14 protein-coding genes are annotated in these 19,568 nt (G+C 71.3%); 4 read left to right on the top strand and 10 right to left on the bottom strand.

The genetic code is table 11. The features are described from left to right. Positions 1–128: 128 nt before the first annotated feature. Together dnaJ and hrcA are read right to left on the bottom strand one after the other, a co-directional pair. Positions 129–1,271 (bottom strand): molecular chaperone DnaJ, encoded by a 1,143-nt coding sequence (gene dnaJ, locus ACWD0J_RS19845; protein ID WP_451497110.1) that lies wholly within the window; start codon positions 1,269–1,271, stop codon positions 129–131. Further along, positions 1,272–2,288 (bottom strand): heat-inducible transcriptional repressor HrcA, encoded by a 1,017-nt coding sequence (hrcA, locus tag ACWD0J_RS19840; RefSeq protein WP_451497109.1) that lies wholly within the window; start codon positions 2,286–2,288, stop codon positions 1,272–1,274. Between the two features lie 162 nt (positions 2,289–2,450). On the opposite strand from hrcA, the gene ACWD0J_RS19835 reads away from it, so the two are divergent. Next, positions 2,451–3,179 (top strand): MBL fold metallo-hydrolase, encoded by a 729-nt coding sequence (locus ACWD0J_RS19835; RefSeq protein WP_451497108.1) that lies wholly within the window; start codon positions 2,451–2,453, stop codon positions 3,177–3,179. A gap of 34 nt (positions 3,180–3,213) precedes the next feature. Further along, positions 3,214–4,020, top strand: coding sequence for a DUF3097 domain-containing protein (locus ACWD0J_RS19830; RefSeq protein ID WP_451497107.1), 807 nt, complete (start codon positions 3,214–3,216; stop codon positions 4,018–4,020). Between the two features lie 132 nt (positions 4,021–4,152). On the opposite strand, the gene hemW is transcribed toward ACWD0J_RS19830, so the two are convergent. After that, positions 4,153–5,385, bottom strand: coding sequence for a radical SAM family heme chaperone HemW (hemW, locus tag ACWD0J_RS19825; protein WP_451497106.1), 1,233 nt, complete (start codon positions 5,383–5,385; stop codon positions 4,153–4,155). Positions 5,386–5,416: 31 nt separating this feature from the next. Next, on the bottom strand, positions 5,417–7,372 hold the full coding sequence (locus ACWD0J_RS19820) for a SpoIIE family protein phosphatase (protein ID WP_451497105.1): 1,956 nt from the start codon (positions 7,370–7,372) through the stop codon (positions 5,417–5,419). Between the two features lie 102 nt (positions 7,373–7,474). Here ACWD0J_RS19820 and ACWD0J_RS19815 point away from each other — a divergent pair, with 102 nt between their 5' ends. Continuing rightward, positions 7,475–11,605 carry a HAMP domain-containing protein gene (locus ACWD0J_RS19815; RefSeq protein ID WP_451497104.1) on the top strand — a complete coding sequence of 1,377 codons (4,131 nt, stop codon included), beginning with the start codon at positions 7,475–7,477 and terminating at the stop codon, positions 11,603–11,605. A 127-nt stretch (positions 11,606–11,732) separates the two neighbouring features. Here the strand turns inward: ACWD0J_RS19815 and ACWD0J_RS19810 are convergent, their stop codons facing one another. After that, on the bottom strand, positions 11,733–13,607 hold the full coding sequence (locus ACWD0J_RS19810; RefSeq protein WP_451497103.1) for an AMP-dependent synthetase/ligase: 1,875 nt from the start codon (positions 13,605–13,607) through the stop codon (positions 11,733–11,735). 297 nt (positions 13,608–13,904) lie between these two features. Beyond that, positions 13,905–15,773, bottom strand: a complete 1,869-nt coding sequence (gene lepA / locus ACWD0J_RS19805) for a translation elongation factor 4 (protein ID WP_451497102.1) — start codon at positions 15,771–15,773, stop codon at positions 13,905–13,907. A gap of 245 nt (positions 15,774–16,018) precedes the next feature. On the opposite strand from lepA, the gene rpsT reads away from it, so the two are divergent. Further along, positions 16,019–16,285 (top strand): 30S ribosomal protein S20, encoded by a 267-nt coding sequence (gene rpsT, locus ACWD0J_RS19800; protein WP_053750780.1) that lies wholly within the window; start codon positions 16,019–16,021, stop codon positions 16,283–16,285. A gap of 255 nt (positions 16,286–16,540) precedes the next feature. Here rpsT and ACWD0J_RS19795 read toward each other — a convergent pair whose 3' ends face one another. From ACWD0J_RS19795 to ACWD0J_RS19780, 4 genes are all read right to left on the bottom strand, one after another. Next, entirely contained in the window at positions 16,541–16,936 is a 396-nt protein-coding gene (locus ACWD0J_RS19795) for a nuclear transport factor 2 family protein (protein WP_451497101.1), read from the bottom strand. Between the two features lie 303 nt (positions 16,937–17,239). Then, complete coding sequence (gene holA / locus ACWD0J_RS19790; protein ID WP_451497100.1) at positions 17,240–18,229, bottom strand: DNA polymerase III subunit delta; 990 nt, start codon at positions 18,227–18,229, stop codon at positions 17,240–17,242. 197 nt (positions 18,230–18,426) lie between these two features. Beyond that, positions 18,427–18,672, bottom strand: coding sequence for a hypothetical protein (locus ACWD0J_RS19785; protein WP_451497099.1), 246 nt, complete (start codon positions 18,670–18,672; stop codon positions 18,427–18,429). Beyond that, the gene (locus ACWD0J_RS19780; RefSeq protein ID WP_451497098.1) at positions 18,665–19,567 is read right to left on the bottom strand and encodes an arylamine N-acetyltransferase family protein; all 903 of its coding nucleotides are present in this window, start codon (positions 19,565–19,567) and stop codon (positions 18,665–18,667) included. Before ACWD0J_RS19780 ends, ACWD0J_RS19785 begins: the two co-directional genes overlap by 8 nt. Position 19,568: the final 1 nt, after the last annotated feature.

Raw genomic sequence — 19,568 nt, 5'->3', positions numbered from 1 at the left:
ATCCGGCCTTCCCCCTGGCATACGCCCCGGCGGAACAGCTCGTCCGACGCCTGCGGACCGGGCCGTTCAGGCCTGAGCGAGGACCAGGGGCCGCCGCCGACGGTCACACCCGGGGCGGCGGCCCGCTGTCACGTACGCCCGTTGAACGCGTCCTTCAGCCGGGAGAACAGCCCTTGCTGGCCCGGCTGGAACTGCCCCGTCGGACGCTCCTCGCCGCGCAGCTTGGCCAGTTCGCGCAGCAGGCGCTCCTGCTCCACGTCGAGCTTGGTCGGGGTCTGCACCTCGACGTGCACGATCAGGTCACCGCGTCCGCCGCCGCGCAGGTGCGTGACACCCCGGGCGTGCAGCGGGATCGACTGGCCGGACTGGGTGCCGGGCCGGATGTCGACCTCCTCCAGGCCGTCCAGCGTCTCCAGCGGGACCTTGGTGCCCAGGGACGCGGCGGTCATCGGGAGGGTGACCGTGCAGTGCAGGTCGTCGCCCCGGCGCTGGAACTGGGAGTGCGGCAGCTCGTGGATCTCGACGTACAGGTCACCGGCGGGACCGCCGCCGGGGCCGACCTCGCCCTCGCCCGCGAGCTGGATCCGGGTGCCGTTGTCGACACCGGCGGGGATCTTCACGGTCAGGGTGCGACGGGAGCGGATCCGGCCGTCCCCCGCGCACTCCGGGCACGGGGTCGGGACGACGGTCCCGAAGCCCTGGCACTGCGGGCACGGCCGCGAGGTCATGACCTGGCCGAGGAAGGACCGGGTGACCTGGGAGACCTCACCGCGGCCGCGGCACATGTCACACGTCTGCGCCGAGGTGCCCGGCGCCGCGCCCTCGCCGCTGCACGTGGTGCAGACGACGGCCGTGTCGACCTGGATGTCCTTGGTCGTGCCGAAGGCCGCCTCCTCCAGGTCGATCTCCAGCCGGATCATCGCGTCCTGGCCGCGCCGGGTGCGCGAACGCGGGCCCCGCTGGGACGCCGTGCCGAAGAACGCGTCCATGATGTCGGAGAAGTTGCCGAAGCCGCCCGCTCCGAAGCCGCCCGCGCCACCGGCGCCGCCGGCCTGCGAGAGCGGGTCGCCGCCGAGGTCGTAGACCTGCTTCTTCTGCGGGTCCGACAGCACCTCGTAGGCGGCGTTGATCTCCTTGAACCGCTCCTGGGTCTTCGGATCGGGGTTGACGTCCGGATGCAGCTCGCGTGCGAGCCGCCGGAAGGCCTTCTTGATCTCATCCTGCGACGCGTCGCGGCGCACGCCGAGAACGGCGTAATAGTCCGTGGCCACTTACGACTCCGCCAGGATCTGTCCGACGTACCGTGCCACTGCGCGTACCGCTCCCATCGTTCCCGGGTAATCCATGCGGGTCGGTCCGACCACGCCGAGCTTGGCGACTGCCTCGTTGCCCGAACCGTAGCCGACCGACACCACGGAGGTGGAGTTGAGCCCCTCGTAGGCGTTCTCGTGCCCGATACGCACGGTCATGCCCGAATCCCCCGCCTCGCCAAGGAGCTTGAGGAGCACGACCTGCTCCTCCAGGGCCTCCAAGACGGGCCGGATGGTGAGGGGAAAGTCATGTCCGAAGCGGGTGAGATTGGCGGTCCCGCCGATCATCAGCCGCTCCTCGTTCTCCTCGACGAGCGTCTCCAGAAGGGTGGAGAGCACTGTCGTGACCGTACCGCGGTCCTCCAGGTCGAAGGCTTCCGGCAGGTCTTCCACCAGACGCGGCACGTCGGTGAAGCGACGGCCCGCGACCCGGCTGTTGAGCCGCGCCCGCAGATCCGCGAGCGAGGGCTCGCCGAACGGCGCCGGGCAGTCGACCATCCGCTGCTCGACCCGGCCGGTGTCCGTGATCAGGACAAGCATCACGCGCGCGGGGGCGAGCGACAGCAGCTCGACATGGCGCACGGTCGAACGGGTCAGCGAGGGGTACTGCACGACGGCGACCTGCCGGGTGAGCTGCGCGAGCAGCCGCACGGTCCGGGCCACGACGTCGTCCAGGTCGACGGCGCCGTCGAGGAAGTTCTGGATGGCGCGCCGCTCGGGCGCGGTCATCGGCTTGACGCCGGCCAGCTTGTCGACGAACAGCCGGTACCCCTTGTCCGTGGGGATCCGCCCCGCGCTGGTGTGCGGCTGGGCGATGTACCCCTCGTCCTCCAGGGCCGCCATGTCGTTGCGGACCGTCGCCGGGGAGACGCCGAGGCTGTGCCGCTCGGTGAGCGCCTTGGACCCGACGGGCTCCTCGGTGCCGACGTAGTCCTGGACGATGGCGCGCAGTACCTGAAGTCTGCGTTCACTCAGCATCGCGCACACCTCCAGTGGTCGTCCCCTTGGCGCCTTGCCTGGCACTCGTCACATTCGAGTGCCAGCGTTCCCCGGCCCAGTGTACGGCCGTGAGGTACGCACGGGGCAAGGCCGGTCCTCGGGCGCCGTGCCCGGGCGGCCGGTCACCGCTAGCGTCGCGGTATGAGGGTGACTTGGGAAGAGCTGGGATGGGAGCGGGTGGCGGCCGGGGTCGGGCGGTGCCGGCTGCCGGGCTGGGACTGCACGGCGGGGCTGGTGGTCGGCGCGGGCACGGCCCTGCTGATCGACGCCGGGTCGAGCCTCGGGGAGGGCGCGCGGCTGCGGACGCGGGCGGAGCGGCTCGCCGGTCACCGTGTGACCCATCTCGCGCTCACCCACCCCCATTTCGACCACGTCTTCGGCGCCGCGGCCTGCGCGGGGGCGGAGGTGTTCGGCGCGGTGGGCATCGACACGGTGTTCGAGGGGCGGCACGCCCGCGAGGAGCTGCGCGCGGACGCCGTACGCAACGGCCTGGACGCCGCCCTGGCCGACGAGGCGGTCGACGCCCTGGTGGTGCCCCCGCACCGGGTCTCCGGCGAGTGGACCCTCGACCTGGGCGAGGGCCGGCAGGTCCTGCTGGCGAATGTGGGCCCCGGTCACACGGCCCACGACCTCGCGGTCCTCGTCCCCGGGTCTCCCGAGGTCGTCTTCTGCGGCGACCTGGTCGAGGAGTCCGGCGAGCCCCAGGCGGGCCCGGACGCCGTGCCGTCGCACTGGCCCGCCGCCCTCGACCGGCTGCTGGACCTGGGCGGCGAGGACGCGCTGTACGTGCCCGGTCACGGAGCGGTGGTGGACGCGCGGTTCGTGCGGGCGCAGCGGGACGCGCTGGCGGAGCGCTTCGGCGTGTCGTGAGGACTCGCCGACGGCTTCTCCTATCGTCGTGCGAATGCGCCAGTATTCTCCGGACCTGAACCCGCCGTGGAAGAAGCCCCAGCCCGTACCGGAGGTTCCGGCGGAGCCCGGCCTGGTGGTCGAGGAGGCGGGATCGGGTTTCTGCGGTGCGGTGATCCGCTGCGAGGCGGGCACGGTCACCCTGGAGGACCGCTTCGGCAAGCACCGGGTGTTCCCGATGGAGCCGCGCGGCTTCCTCCTGGAGGGCCGCGCGGTGACGCTGGTCCGCCCGCCGTCGACGGCCGCGGTACGCCCCTCCCGTACGGCCTCCGGTTCGGTGGCCGTCCCCGGCGCACGCGCGCGCGTGGCCCGCGCCGGGCGGATCTACGTGGAGGGGCGGCACGACGCCGAACTGGTCGAGAAGGTGTGGGGGGACGACCTGCGCGTCGAGGGCGTCGTCGTGGAGTACCTGGAGGGCGTCGACGACCTCCCGTCCGTCGTCGCCGACTTCGGCCCCGGCCCGGACGCCCGCCTCGGCGTCCTGGTGGACCACCTGGTGCCCGGCAGCAAGGAGTCCCGCATCGCCGCGTCGGTGACCAGCGAGCACGCGCTGGTCGTCGGCCACCCGTACATCGACATCTGGGAGGCGGTGAAGCCGTCGGCCCTCGGTATCGAGGCGTGGCCGCGGGTCCCGCGCGGCCAGGACTGGAAGAAGGGCGTGTGCCGCGCGCTGGGCTGGCCGGAGAACACCGGGGCGGTGTGGCAGGCGATCCTGAAGCGGGTCGGCTCGTACCGGGACCTGGAGCCGGAGCTGCTCGGCAGGGTCGAGGAACTGATCGACTTCGTGACGGCACCGGAGTGAGGGCCGGAGCGGTTTTCGCCCCACCGGCCCGGACAGGCTGAAATCAGCCCTCCGGCGCTTGAGGAGCGGGGTCCGGGGCGGAGCCCCCGGAAGGCCGGTAACGGGAAGGGGCGGCCGGGGGCGGGGAACCCCTCAGTCCACCAGATCCCGTACCACCGCGTCCGCGAGCAGCCGCCCCCGCAGCGTGAGCACCGCGCGCCCCTGCGCGTAGGGCCCCTCCTGGAGCAGTCCGTCGGAGAGCGCCCGCTCGGACGCCTTCAGGCCGGCCTCCCGCAGCAGCCCGAGCGGCACCCCCTCCCGCAACCGCAGCTCCAGCAGGATCCGCTCCACCCGCCGGTCCTCCGCCGACAGCACTTCCCGCCCGGCCCCCGGCGACCGCCCCGCCGCCAGCGCCCCGGCGTACGCCCCCGGATGCTTCACGTTCCACCAGCGCACGCCCCCGACGTGACTGTGGGCGCCCGGTCCCGCGCCCCACCAGTCGGCACCCCGCCAGTACAGCTCGTTGTGCAGGCAGCGGCCGGACGCGGACGTGGCCCAGTTGGACACCTCGTACCAGTCGTAGCCGGCCCCCGACAGCATCTCCTCGGCGATCAGATACCGGTCCGCGTGCACGTCGTCGTCGGTCATCGGCACCTCGCCCCGGCGGATCCGCCGCGCGAGCCCCGTGCCCTCCTCGACGATCAGCGCGTACGCCGAGACGTGGTCGGGACCGGCGCCGAGGGCCGCCTCCAGCGAGGCCCGCCAGTCGTCGTCGGACTCTCCGGGCGTGCCGTAGATCAGGTCCAGGTTCACGTGCGCGAAGCCGGCCGCGCGGGCCTCCGCGACGCACGCCTCCGGGCGCCCGGGGGTGTGCGTGCGGTCCAGGACCTTCAGCACATGCTGTTTCGCGCTCTGCATGCCGAAGGAGACCCGGTTGAAGCCGCCCTGCCGCAGCACGGCCAGATACGCCGGATCCACCGACTCCGGGTTCGCCTCCGTGGTGACCTCCGCGCCGGCCGCGAGGCCGAACTCGTCACGGATCGCGCCCAGCATCCGTACCAGGTCCGCCGCGCCCAGCAGCGTGGGCGTGCCGCCGCCGACGAAGACCGTGCGGACCTCGCGGGGGTCGTCGCCGAGGACCTTGCGGGCGAGGCGGATCTCGTCGATCAGGGTGTCCGCGTAGTTGTCGCGGGAGGCGAGGACACCGCCGGTGCCGCGCAGCTCGGTCGCCGTGTACGTGTTGAAGTCGCAGTAGCCGCAGCGGGTCGCGCAGTACGGGACGTGCAGGTAGAACCCGAGGGGACGGTCGGCCGCCCCGGCGAGCGCGGACGCGGGCAGGGCGCCGTCGTCGGGTACGGGCTCACCGTCGGGGAGTGCGGAAGGCATGTCCCCCATTGTCCCGCACCCGCGGGCGGGCCTACTCCGCCTGCAGGACCAGCAGCGCCAGGTCGTCCTGTGGCGGCCGTGCCCCGAACGCGTGCACCAGCCGCTTGATGCGCTCGGCGATCAGTTCCGCGTCGAGCCCCGCGCAGCCGGCCAGCGCCGCCGCGAGGCCGTCCTCGTCGTCGAACTGCCGGGAGCCGCTGCGCCGCTCGGTCACCCCGTCCGTCACGCACAGCAGGCTGTCGCCGGACCGCAGCTCGAAGGTCTCGCTGGTGTAGGTGGCGTCCTCGATGACCCCCAGGAGGGTCTGCGGGTGCGCCGCCGTACGGACCGCGCCGCCCGCCCCGAGGATCAGCGGCAGCGGATGCCCGGCGGAGGCGAGGGTGCAGCGCACGCCGCCGTCGAAGGGGACCAGTTCGCCGTAGAGGAGGGACAGGAAGCGGGTCTGCGGGCCGTCGCCGGGGCCCGCCGGCCGTCCGCCCGCGGAGACCAGCGCGCGGGCCGCCGCGTCCGCGGCCTCCGTCGCGTCGTCGAGGAGCAGCTGGTTGAGCCGGTCCAGGACGTCACCGACGCGGTAGCCCTCGCGGGCCAGCAGCCGCAGCCAGGGCCGGGCGAGGCCGATGACCACGGCGGCCTCGGGGCCCTTGCCCTGGACGTCGCCGACGGCGAAGCACCAGCGTCCGTCACCGGCCGGGAAGAGGTCGTAGAAGTCACCGCTGGGCCCGCCCTTGTCGCACGGCTCGTACACCAGCGCGCTGCGCATCCCGGGTATCTCGGCGACCGCGCCGGGCAGCAGTCCGCGCTGCAGTACGGCGCTGATGGTGGCCTGCCGGGCGTACTGGCGGGCCGCGCCGATGGCGAGGGCCACCCGGCGGCCGAGGTCCTCGACGAGCCCGGTGATCTCGTCGGGGAAGCGCAGCAGCCCGGCCCGGCCGATGACCAGGGTGCCGAGCGGGCGTCCGCCGGCCGCCAGGCGGTAGGCGAGCGCGGAGCCGTCCGGGCCCAGCGCCTGGCCGGGCCACGGAAAGGGAACGGGTCCGGAGCGCGCCGGGTCCGGCGGGTGCAGCGGCTCCTTCTCCAGGGCCCGGCGCAGTTCCTCGATGCGGTTCTCGCTGCCGTGCCACACCCGGGCCAGCTGCGGCCCGGCGCCCGCGGTGCCGTCGGCCGCCCAGCCGGCGCGGCCGGCCCGGCCGGTGGCCTCGTCCTCCAGCCACATCGCGCACCAGTCGGCCAGCCGCGGCACGATCAGCTGTCCGGCGAGCGCGGCCACCAGGTTCTCGTCGAGCTGCCCGGCGAGCAGGTCGGAGGCCTCGGCGAGGAAGGAGAGGGCGCCGCGGCCCAGCCAGTCCCGTTCCTGCTCGGTGCGCTGCGGCTCGGGGGCGAGTATCGCGGCGACCCGCAGCCCGCGTTCCAGCCCGCGTTCCCCGGTGTACGCCGCGCGTTCCTCGGCGGCCGGGGCGGCGTGCGCGGGCAGCCGCGCCCACACCGTCTTGGCGCCCGTGCGGTAGGTGATGCCCCAGGACTCGGCGAGCACGGCGACCAGCCGCAGCCCGCGCCCGTACTCCGGGATCCCGGACGCCGCTTCCACGGCGTCGTCGCGCGGGGCGCGCGAGGGGTGGCGGTCCAGCACCTCGACGACGAGGGCGCCCGTCTGCGCCTCCAGCCGGCACTCCACCTCCACGTCGGTGCCCGCGTGCACGACGGCGTTGGTGACGAGTTCGCTGACGACCAGTACGGCGTCACCGGCCAGCCGGTCGCTGAGGTGCTCGGTCCCGGGCAGTCCCCGCTCGGCCCACTCGGCGAACGCGGCGCGTAACAGCGCACGGGCGGAGCTCGGCGCGAGCGGACCACCGGAGAGGGTGGCGTGCGTCGCGGCACGCGGGGGCGCGTCGGCGTGCGGGTGTCCGTCGGCGTGCGGGTGCGGGCCCCCGGGCGCGGGCGCTTCGGAGGCACGGGAAACGGTCTCCCGTTGCGTCGGAATGGCCCCCATCTACAGCTCCCCGAGCGGTTCGGACGAATACGCCTCAGTCGATGCCGACAGAGTGACAGACTGGCCACGCCCATAAGCGCCGAGTTACCGAAGTGGGCCGCCATGAGTGAGAACAGTGCTACGCGTCCACTCGAAGACGGACACGAGGATGGCCGGATTCGAGCATCCGATCTGCGCCCGCTGCTCGCCGCGATGACCGCGGCCCGGGACGGTGACTTCTCCAAGGTGCCGGAGTCGGGGCACGGCCTGGTGGCCGAACTGACGGCCGTCTTCAACCAGATCGTGGACCGCAGCACGCACTTCAGCACGGAAGTGCAGCGCGTGAAGCGGGAGCTGGTCCGGCACGGACGGCTCGACGAACGGCTCTCGGCCAGCCCCGGCCAGGGCGCCTGGACCTCCCGGGTCGACGACGTCAACCAGGTGCTCGACGCCCTGGTGGCCCCGGCGGCGAACGCGACCCGGGTGCTGGACGCGGTGGCCGGCGGCGATCTGACCCAGCGGGTCGATCTGCACGACGGCAGCAGGCAGTTGCGCGGTGACCTGCGCCGGCTGGGCCGGGCCGTCAACAAGATGGTCGACCAGCTCTCCCTGTTCACCGGCGAGGTCACCCGGGTCGCCCGCGAGGTCGGCACCGAGGGACGGCTCGGCGGGCGGGCCAAGGTGCAGCGGCTGTCCGGAAGCTGGCGGGATGTGACCGAGGCGGTCAACACGATGGCGTCCCGGCTGACCGCCCAGGTCCGCGACATCGCCCTGGTGACGACGGCGGTGGCCCGCGGCGACCTGACCCGCACGGTCACGGTCGAGGCGACCGGCGAACTGCTCGAACTGAAGCTGACCGTGAACACGATGGTGGACCAGTTGTCCGCGTTCGCCGACGAGGTCACCCGGGTCGCCCGCGAGGTGGGCACGGAGGGGCAGCTGGGCGGACGGGCGCAGGTGCGGGGCGTCAGCGGGGTCTGGAAGGACCTCACCGACAACGTCAACTTCATGGCGTCGAACCTGACCTCGCAGGTGCGGAACATCGCCCAGGTGACCACGGCCGTGGCCAACGGCGACCTGTCCCAGAAGATCACCGTGGACGCCCAGGGCGAGATCCTGGAGCTGAAGTCCACGATCAACACCATGGTCGACCAGCTCTCCGCCTTCGCCGACGAAGTGACCAGGGTCGCCCGCGAGGTCGGCACCGAAGGCAACCTCGGCGGACGGGCGCAGGTGCGGGGCGTCTCCGGCGTCTGGAAGGACCTCACCGACAACGTCAACTTCATGGCGGACAACCTGACCTCCCAGGTCCGCAACATCGCGCTGGTCTCCACCGCCGTGGCCCAGGGCGACCTCGGCAAGAAGATCACGGTGGAGGCGAAGGGCGAGATCCTGGAGCTGAAGTCGACGATCAACACGATGGTCGACCAGCTCTCCGCCTTCGCCGACGAGGTCACCCGCGTCGCCCGCGAGGTCGGCACCGAAGGCAACCTCGGCGGGCAGGCGCAGGTGCGGGGCGTCTCCGGCGTCTGGAAGGACCTCACCGACAACGTCAACTTCATGGCGCTGAACCTGACCTCGCAGGTGCGGAACATCGCCCAGGTCACGACCGCCGTCGCCAACGGCGACCTGTCCAAGAAGATCACGGTCGACGCGCGCGGCGAGATCCTGGAACTGAAGGACACCGTCAACACGATGGTGGAGCAACTGCGCGCCTTCGCCGACGAGGTGACGCGCGTGGCCCGCGAGGTCGGTACCGACGGCCGGCTCGGCGGACGCGCCCGGGTGCTGGGCGTCTCGGGCGTCTGGCGGGATCTGACGGACAACGTCAACTACATGGCGGACAACCTCACGTCGCAGGTGCGGAACATCGCCCAGGTGGCGACGGCGGTGGCGCAGGGCGACCTGTCGAAGAAGATCGACGTGGACGCGCGCGGCGAGATCCTGGAACTGAAGACCACCATCAACACGATGGTCGACACCCTGTCCTCCTTCTCCTCCGAGGTCACCCGCGTGGCCCGCGAGGTGGGCTCCGAGGGCCGACTGGGCGGACAGGCCCGGGTGGAGGGCGTCTACGGCACCTGGAAGCGCCTGACGACGAACGTGAACGAACTCGCGCTGAACCTGACCACCCAGGTCCGCGCGATCGCCGAGGTCGCCTCCGCCGTCGCCCAGGGCGACATGTCCCGCTCGATCACCGTGGAGACTCAGGGCGAGGTCACCGAGCTGAAGGACAACATCAACCTGATGGTGGCCAACCTCCGCGAGACGACCCGCGCGAAGGACTGGCTGGAGTCCAACCTGGCCCGCCTGGCCGCGCTGATGCAGGGCCACCGGGACCTGATGGAGGTCGCCGACCTGATCCTGCGCGAGCTGACCCCGCTGGTGAACGCCCAGTACGGCGCGTTCTTCCTGGCCGACCCGGACGAGGACGGCACCTCCCTCCACACGGCCGTCCCGGCGAAGGGACTCGCGTTCATCGCCGGGTACGGCTCGGCGCAGAGCGCGACCGTCGACACGGGAGCCATGCCGGTGCACGGCCTCGTACGCCAGGCCGCGCGCGAGAAGAAGCGGATCCTGGTGGAGGAGGCCCCGCCGCACTACATCAAGATCAACAGCGGGCTCGGGGAGGCGGCCCCGGCGAGCGTCGTCATCATCCCCATCCTCTTCGAGGACAAGCTCCTCGGCGTGATCGAGCTGGCGTCCTTCTCCCGCTTCTCGGACGTGCACCTGGCCTTCTTCGACCAGTTCGTGAACACCATCGGCGTCGCCATCAACACCATCATCGCCAACTCCCGCACCGAGTCCCTGCTCGGCGAGTCGCAGCGCCTGGCCAGGCAGCTCCAGGAGCGCTCGGACGAACTCCAGAAGCGGCAGGCCGAGTTGCAGCGCTCGAACGCGGAACTGGAGGAGAAGGCGGCCCTGCTGGCCACGTCCTCGCAGTACAAGTCGGAGTTCCTGGCGAACATGTCGCACGAGCTGCGCACTCCGCTGAACTCCCTGCTCATCCTGGCGAGGCTGCTCTCGGACAACCCGGACGGCCGTCTCTCCGACCAGGAGGTCCAGTTCGCGTCGACGATCCACCGCTCGGGCTCCGACCTCCTCCAGCTGATCAACGACATCCTGGACCTGTCGAAGATCGAGGCGGGCCGGATGGACGTACGCCCGAAGCGGCTCCCCCTGATCAAGCTGCTCGACTACGTCCACGCCACCTTCCGGCCCCTGACCATCGACCGGGGGCTCGCCTTCGAGGTGACGGTCGGCGAGGACGTGCCGCGCGAGATGTACTCGGACGAGCAGCGGCTCCAGCAGATCCTGCGCAACCTGCTCTCCAACGCGATCAAGTTCACCGCGTCGGGCCGGGTGGAACTGCGCGTCATCCGCGTGCAGGACCCCGAGCACCGCTACGTCCGCGACAGCGACGACGTGGTCGCCTTCACGGTCTGCGACACCGGTATCGGGATCGCCCCCGAGAAACTCCCGGTGATCTTCGAGGCGTTCCAGCAGGCCGACGGCACCACCAACCGCAAGTACGGCGGCACCGGCCTGGGCCTGTCCATCAGCCGTGAGATCGCGGGCCTGCTGGGCGGCCGGATCGTCGCCGAGAGCGAGCCCGGCCGGGGGTCCGCCTTCACGCTGTACGTCCCGGTCGTCGGCCCCGGCCACTCGGCGACCGGTCCGACAGCCGAGGACCGCCCGCTGCCGGTGCCGGACGACCTGCCGGCCGAGCCGTCCCCCACCCCCCACGACCCCGACGACTCCTGGCCCGCGCCGACCAGGCTGGAGGCGTGGCAGGCGGGCCGCGCGGGTCACGTCCTGACCGGGCGACGGGTGCTGATCGTCGACGACGACATCCGCAACGTCTTCGCCCTCACCCATGTCCTGGGCCGGCTCGGCATGCCGGTCCTCTACGCGGAGAACGGCCGCGAGGGCATCGAGACGCTGGAGCGCAACCCGGATGTCGAACTCGTGCTGATGGACATCATGATGCCGGAGATGGACGGATACGAGACCATCGCCGCCATCCGCCGCACCCCCCGCTGGACGGGCCTGCCCATCGTCGCGCTCACCGCGAAGGCGATGCCGGGAGACCGCGAGAAGTCCATCGCCCGGGGCGCCGACGACTACGTACCGAAGCCGGTGGACATCGACCAGCTGCTGACCGTCGCCTGCGCGCTCCTGGACCCCGAAAGCGGGGAACGGGACGGACGCGCCGGCGCCGAGGAGGCCGCGGTGCCGTCCACGGACGACTGAATGAGGCCCGTCACCCGAGCCCTGAGGCCACGACCGACGGCGCGTCCTGACCTTCCGCGGGCGCGGGGAACCGGGCGGCCGGCCGCAGACCGGCTGCGTCGGCGGCCGAACAGTCCCCCGCCGTCCCCTACGCCTCGCGCGTGCCGGCGTACATCTCCTCGATCAGGTGCTTGTACTCCCGCTCGACGACCGGCCGCTTCAGCTTCAGGCTCGGTGTGATCTCCCCGTGCTCCACGTCGAGATCCCGCGGCAGCAGGCGGAACTTCTTGATCGTCTGCCACCGCTGCAAGCCCTCGTTGAGCTGCTTCACGTACTCCTCGACCATCGCGACCGTGGCGGGCTCCGCGACGATCTCCGCGTACGGCTTCCCCGCCAGCCCGTTGTCCTTGGCCCACTCCTGGATGGACACCTCGTCGAGGGCGATGAGCGCCGTGCAGAAGTTCCGGTCGGCCCCGTGCACCAGGATGTTGGACACGTACGGGCACACCGCCTTGAACTGCCCCTCGACCTCGGCGGGCGCGATGTACTTGCCGCCGGACGTCTTGATGAGGTCCTTCTTGCGGTCGGTGATCCGCAGGTACCCGTCGGGCGACAGCTCGCCGATGTCCCCGGTGTGGAACCAGCCGTCCGCCTCCAGCACCTCGGCCGTCTTCTCGGGCAGCCCGTGGTAGCCCTCCATGATGCCGGGGCCGCGCAGCAGGATCTCGCCGTCGTCGGCGATCCGCACCTCCGTGCCGGGCAGCGGCTTGCCGACCGTGCCGGTGCGGTACGCCTCGCCGGGGTTCACGAAGGAGGCCGCGGAGGACTCCGTGAGGCCGTAGCCCTCCAGGATGTGGATGCCGGCACCGGCGAAGAAGTAGCCGATCTCCGGCGCGAGCGCCGCGCTGCCGGAGACACAGGCGCGCAGGTTGCCGCCGAACGCCTCGCGGATCTTGGAGTAGACGAGCGCGTCGGCGACCTTGTGCTTGGCGCTCAGCCCGAAGGGTGCAGACGCCGTGCCGGTGCGGCGGAAGTTGTCCTGGCTGGCCTTGGCGTACTCGCGGGCGACCTCGGCCGCCCACTGGAAGATCTTGTACTTGGCGCCGCCGCCCGCACGGGCCTTCGCGGCGACCCCGTTGTAGACCTTCTCGAAGATGCGCGGCACGGCCGCCATGTACGTCGGCTGCACGACCGGCAGGTTCTCGATGATCTTGTCGACGCGGCCGTCGACAGCGGTGACGTGCCCGATCTCGATCTGCCCGGAGGTCAGCACCTTGCCGAACACGTGCGCGAGCGGCAGCCACAGGTACTGCACGTCGTCGGGGCCGAGCAGCCCGGTCGCGGCGATCGCCTTCGCCATGTACGACCAGTTGTCGTGCGGCAGCCGCACACCCTTGGGACGGCCGGTGGTGCCGGAGGTGTAGATGAGGGTGGCGAGCTGATCGCTGGTGATCGCGCCGACCCGCTCCCGGACCAGCTCGGCTTCCTTCTCCAGGCGGGCGGCGCCGCGCCTCTCCAGCTCGTCGAGGGTGAGGATCCAGTCGGCGGTCTCGACGCCGGCCGGGTCGATCACGACCACATGGGTGAGGTCGGGCAGCTCGGCCCGCTTCTCGACCGTCTTGGCGAGCTGGGCCGCGTCCTCGGCGATCAGCACCCGGCTGTCGGAGTCGGAGAGGATGAACGCGGACTCCTCCGCGTTGGTCTGCGGGTAGACCGTGGTCGTGGCGGCGCCGGCGCACATGATGCCGAGGTCGGCCAGGATCCAGTCGATCCGGGTGGAGCTGGAGAGCGCCACGCGCTGCTCGGGCTGCACGCCCAGCTCGATCAGGCCCGCCGCGATCGCGTAGACCCGCTCGGCGGCCTTCGCCCAGGTGAGCGACTTCCAGTCGTCCGGGCCGTCACCGGAGGCCGGCGGTACGGGATAGCGGTATGCCTCGGCGTCCGGTGTGGCCGCCACGCGCTCCAGGAAGAGGGCCGCCACGCTCGGCGGACGGTTCTCGATCAAAGTCTGTGTGTCGCTCACGACATCCTCCGGGGCCCGCGACAGTGCGGCTGGCTCAGTGCGGCTGGGTCATTGCGGCTGGACGGTGCGTAGGGGGCAGTCCGGCAGGGGACCGCGTACGGATCATGCGGATATTGCCACTCGCGGGCCGTTGTTTAACTCGCGAGTAACCGTCGAGCAGAGATCAGGGTAGAGCGCGACCGGCCGGTGCGTAAGGGGCGGCGGCCTGTCACTTCCTACAGAGAGCGACGCTACGCACGCGTAGGGGCCCACCGCGCAGACACGCGGCAGGCCCCTGTTCTCACGGTGAATGGCCGGCTACTTCTTGCCCTTGCCGGAACCCGCGTTCTCCTCGCTGCTCAGAACGGCGATGAAGGCCTCCTGCGGAACCTCCACGGAACCCACCATCTTCATCCGCTTCTTGCCCTCCTTCTGCTTCTCCAGCAGCTTCCGCTTACGCGAGATGTCACCGCCGTAGCACTTGGCGAGGACGTCCTTGCGGATGGCGCGGATGGTCTCGCGGGCGATGACCCGGGAGCCGATGGCGGCCTGGATGGGGATCTCGAAGGCCTGGCGCGGGATCAGCTCGCGCAGCTTGGCGACGAGCCGTACGCCGTACGCGTACGCGGCGTCCTTGTGGGTGACGGCGGAGAAGGCGTCGACACGGTCGCCGTGGAGCAGGATGTCCACCTTCACCAGCTGGGCGTCCTGCTCGCCGGTGGGCTCGTAGTCCAGGGAGGCGTACCCGCGGGTCTTGGACTTCAGGTTGTCGAAGAAGTCGAAGACGATCTCGGCGAGGGGGAGCGTGTAGCGGATCTCGACGCGGTCCTCGGAGAGGTAGTCCATGCCGAGGAGGGTGCCGCGGCGGGTCTGGCAGAGCTCCATGATCGAGCCGATGAACTCGCTGGGCGCGAGGATCGTGGCCCGGACGACCGGCTCGAAGACCTTGTCGATCTTGCCCTCGGGGAACTCGCTCGGGTTGGTGACCGTGTGCTCCTTCCCGTCCTCCATGATCACGCGGTAGACCACGTTGGGCGCGGTGGCGATGAGTTCGAGGTTGAACTCGCGCTCCAGGCGCTCACGGATGACGTCGAGGTGCAGCAGGCCGAGGAAGCCGACGCGGAAGCCGAAGCCGAGGGCCGCGGAGGTCTCCGGCTCGTAGACCAGGGCGGCGTCGTTGAGCTGGAGCTTGTCCAGCGCCTCGCGCAGGTCCGGGTAGTCCGAGCCGTCCAGCGGATAGAGGCCGGAGAACACCATCGGCTTGGGGTCCTTGTACCCGCCGAGGGCCTCGGTGGCGCCCTTGTCCTTGCTGGTGATCGTGTCACCGACCTTGGACTGACGGACGTCCTTCACGCCGGTGATGATGTAACCCACCTCGCCGACGCCGATGCCGTCGGCCGGTGTCATCTCGGGCGACGAGACGCCGATCTCCAGCAGCTCGTGGGTGGCGCCGGTCGACATCATCTTGATGCGCTCGCGCTTGTTGAGCTGGCCGTCGATGACCCGGACGTAGGTGACCACGCCCCGGTAGGAGTCGTAGACCGAGTCGAAGATCATCGCGCGGGCGGGGGCGTCCGCGACACCGACCGGGGCCGGCACGTCACGGACGACCCGGTCCAGGAGCGCGTCCACACCGACACCCGTCTTCGCCGAGACCTTGAGCACGTCGTCGGGGTCGCACCCGATGAGGTTGGCGAGCTCCTCGGAGAACTTCTCCGGCTGGGCGGCCGGCAGGTCGATCTTGTTCAGTACCGGAATGATCTTGAGGTCGTTCTCCATCGCCAGGTAGAGGTTGGCGAGGGTCTGGGCCTCGATGCCCTGGGCGGCGTCGACGAGGAGCACGGTGCCCTCGCAGGCCGCGAGCGACCGCGAGACCTCGTAGGTGAAGTCGACGTGCCCCGGAGTGTCGATCATGTTGAGGATGTGCGTGTTGCTCTTGTCGTGGGTGGGAGCCCACGGCAGACGCACGGCCTGCGACTTGATCGTGATTCCGCGCTCACGCTCGATGTCCATGCGGTCGAGGTACTGAGCACGCATCTGCCGCTGCTCCACCACACCGGTCAGCTGGAGCATCCGGTCGGCGAGCGTGGACTTGCCGTGGTCGATGTGCGCGATGATGCAGAAGTTGCGGAGCAGCGTCGGGTCGGTACGGCTCGGCTCGGGCACATGGCTAGGGATCGCGGGCACGCAGGGTCCTGATTCTTGAGGCGTCCGCAGTGTCTGCGGTCTCGGGTCGGATCGATACGTAGCCTCCATCGTCCCACGGGCGGGCCTGTGCGACCGGTTTGGGCCACTCGCGGGCCCGCTGGTACTGTGAGGGGCTGTGTCTCATGCCCTCTCAGCACGAGGCACGTCATCAAGAAATCACCGGCGCGTGAGACGGACCGCAAACGGTCCTCGCTCTCGCGCGCCTGACCTGTAGAGGCTCATTCGTGGCGAACATCAAGTCCCAGATCAAGCGGATCAAGACCAACGAGAAGGCCCGGCTGCGCAACAAGGCCGTCAAGTCCTCCCTGAAGACCGCGATCCGCAAGGCTCGTGAGGCCGCTGCCGCGGGCGACGTCGAGAAGGCCACCGAGTACCAGCGCGCTGCCGCGCGTCAGCTCGACAAGGCCGTCTCCAAGGGCGTCATCCACAAGAACCAGGCCGCCAACAAGAAGTCGGCGCTCGCTTCGAAGGTCGCGACCCTCAAGGGCTGAATCCCTTCTTTGATCTGACCGGGTCCCTCGGGATCCGACTCGCCGGAAGGACCAGAGCGGGCCCTCTCTCATCCGCTCCCGACCGGCATCCCGAGCCTGTACGCGGCCTGCGTTCGCCACGCGGGTACGGGCTCACCAGCTTGGACCGAAGGCCCCGGCACCCCGCCCCTCCCAGGGCGGCGGCCGGGGCCTTCGGTCTGCCCTGGGAGGGGCCTTCGGTCTGCCCGGGCCGGGGCGTGCCGGACCCGGCCGGGGTCACGACCAGAAGTCGTCGGCCATGTCGATGTCCTCGATGCACTCGTCGAGGTCGGTGATCTTGTCTCCGACGATCCGGAAGATGATGCACGCGTTCTCCTCGATGCGCTTCCCGCCCCGCTCGGCCGAGAACCGGTGCATGGCGACCGCGTGCCCCCGGCCGTCGACGAGGATGTTGCGCAGCTCGACCCGCAGGGTCCCCGCCGTCTCCTCGAAGAGCCGGCCGTACATGTCGATGACCGCGTCCTGCCCCTTGAAGTCGCCCGACATCGGGTGACTGCCGGGCGTGTGGTGCGTGGCGTCCGAGGCCATCAGCCCACGCATGGTGTCCATGTCGCCCCGCGTGAAGGCTTCGTATCCCCTGCGGACGAGTGCTGCGTGCGGGTGCTCAGCCATGACCGACCGCCACCTCTCGTTGTTTCGGCGATGTTCGGCTGGTATGTCCGATTCTCCTCCGTGTCGGGGGTACGGCGACTCGGGCAATCGGGAGAGGGGAGCGGCGGGGGCGGCGGGGCGACTTGAGGGTGTGCGCGAAGGCGCGGGACGGGGAGCGCGCGTGGGTGAGGGAGCGAGCGAGGAGAGGGCGAGGGGACGGAGCGTCACGGGACGCGGACGTCAGGGGACGGGGGCCTCAGGGGACGCGGACGTCAGGGGGGCGAAGGTGCCGGGGCGGGCCGGTGGCATCCGGTCTGCCTGCGGCTACCCGCGTCCCCGGGACCGCGCCGCCCGTGCGATGGCGACGACCGCCTTCTCCAGGGCGTACTCGGGGTCGTCCCCGCCGCCCTTCACCCCCGCGTCCGCCTCGGCGACCGCCTGCAGCGCGTACGCGACACCGTCCGGCGTCCAGCCCCGCATCTGCTGGCGCACCCGGTCGATCTTCCACGGCGGCATCCCGAGCTCCCGCGCGAGATCGGCCGGCCGTCCGCCACGCGCCGACGACAGCTTCCCGATCGCCCGCACAGCCTGCGCCAGCGCGCTCGTGATCAGCACCGGGGCCACGCCGGTGGCCAGCGACCACCGGAGCGCCTCCAGCGCCTCCGCGGCCCGACCCTCGACCGCCCGGTCGGCGACCGTGAAGCTCGACGCCTCGGCCCGCCCGGTGTAGTACCGCCCCACGACCGCCTCGTCGATGGTCCCCTCGACATCGGCGATCAGCTGGGACACGGCGGACGCCAGCTCCCGCAGTTCGCTGCTGATGGAGTCCACCAGCGCCTGGCAGGCCTCCGGGGTGGCGGACCGCCCGGCCGCCCGGAACTCACCCCGCACGAACGCCAGCCGGTCCGCCGGCTTCGTCATCCTCGGGCACGCCACCTCCCGCGCCCCGGCCTTGCGCGCGGCGTCCAGCAGCCCCTTGCCCTTGGCTCCGCCCGCGTGCAGCAGCACGAGGGTGATCTCCTCGGCGGGCGCCCCGAGATACCCCTTCACGTCCTTGACCGTGTCGGCCGAGAGATCCTGCGCATTGCGTACGACGACGACCTTCCGCTCCGCGAAGAGCGACGGGCTGGTCAGCTCCGCGAGCGTCCCGGGCTGCAACTGGTCCGGGGTCAGGTCACGTACGTCCGTGTCGGCGTCGGCGGCCCTCGCGGCAACCACCACCTCCCGCACGGCACGGTCGAGCAGGAGGTCCTCCTGGCCCACGGCAAGCGTCACCGGGGCGAGAGGGTCGTCATCAGCAGTCTTCCTGGCCATCGGGTCAAGCATGGCACGGACCACTGACAACGGGTCCCGCTGCTCGGCAAGGGGCAGCCCGGCGGAGGCGGCGGCCGTCGGCATCGGGTCCGCGATCCCCCTCGGCCACCCCCTGGGCGGACGGCGGGGGCGAGCCAAGCCCTTGGCATCAACCCGTCCGGGCGGCACCCCCCGGTCGAGCTCACCCCCGGACAGAGCTACGGCTCCTCACGCCACCCCTCCCACTCCCCCGCGAACGCGTCCAGCTCCCCCGCGTCCAGCCGTCCGTCCTCGTCCCGCACCACCACGAGCCACTGCGCGTCCTCGGCGTCGTCCTCGCCCGCCAGCGCGTCCCGCACCAGCTGCGGCTCCTCAGCCACACCGAACCGCTCCCCGAGCGCCACCGCCACCTCCTCCGCGGCATCCCGGTCGGGCAGCACCAGCACATGTCTCACATCACTCACGCGGCCATTGTCCGGCACCACGCACCGTGGGCACGCCGTCGAGTTCGACACCGAACCGCTCCCGGTACACCGCCAACACCTCCTCGTCCGTACCGACCTCCCGCTCCTCCCGCGCCCCGTCGGCACCCGTCACCTTGAAGGTGCGCCCGCTGAGCGTGATCCGCCCCCCGTCCTCGGTCACCCGCGAGCAGACCAGAGACTGCGTGAAGTGGGAGACCGGCGAGGTGCTGTGCCACCAGGCCCCGGCCACGAAGTCACCGAGCACCCGGGGCCGCGTCTCCAGCCGGTACTGGGCTTTCCCGTCCATGACCACGTCCAGGTCCACCGCCTCCACCGCCCCTCCGTCCACCGCTCCCTTCTCCGGCCCCCCGCCCCCGCCCTCACTCCCGCAGCCGCCCCGCACCCCGGCCGCATCCGGTCCCGCCTCGACGATCCGGAACGTGCCGGCGGGATCCTTCTGCTCCCCCCGCGCCTCGAACGCCAGCGGATAGTGGCTGTGCGCCCCGAAACCGACGTCGGCCAGCCATACGCCCGCGTCCGCCGTCCCCACCCGCAGCGCGAGATGGTCGTACGGGATCCCGAGCCGCCCCTCACCCGCGTACACCCGGGCCGCGAGCAACGTGACGTCGAAGCCGAGAGCTGCGAGCAACGCCCCGAACGCGCCGTTCAGTTCGTAGCAGAACCCTCCTCTCCTCGCGCCCACCACCTTGTCGAGCAGCCGTCCCTCCTCCAGCACGATCCCCTCGCCGAGGTGGACCGACAGGTTCTCGAAGGGCACGGTCTGCAGATGACGCAGGTGCAGGTCGCGCAGTACGTCGAGGGTCGCGCCGGTGGGCCCCACCGGTCGCTCGACTCCCAGGCGCCGGAGATAGGCATCGATCTGTGCGGAGTTCATG

The sequence above is a fragment of the Streptomyces sp. NPDC003011 genome (genome assembly GCF_053591515.1).
This window is presented reverse-complemented; position numbering and strand designations above follow the sequence as displayed.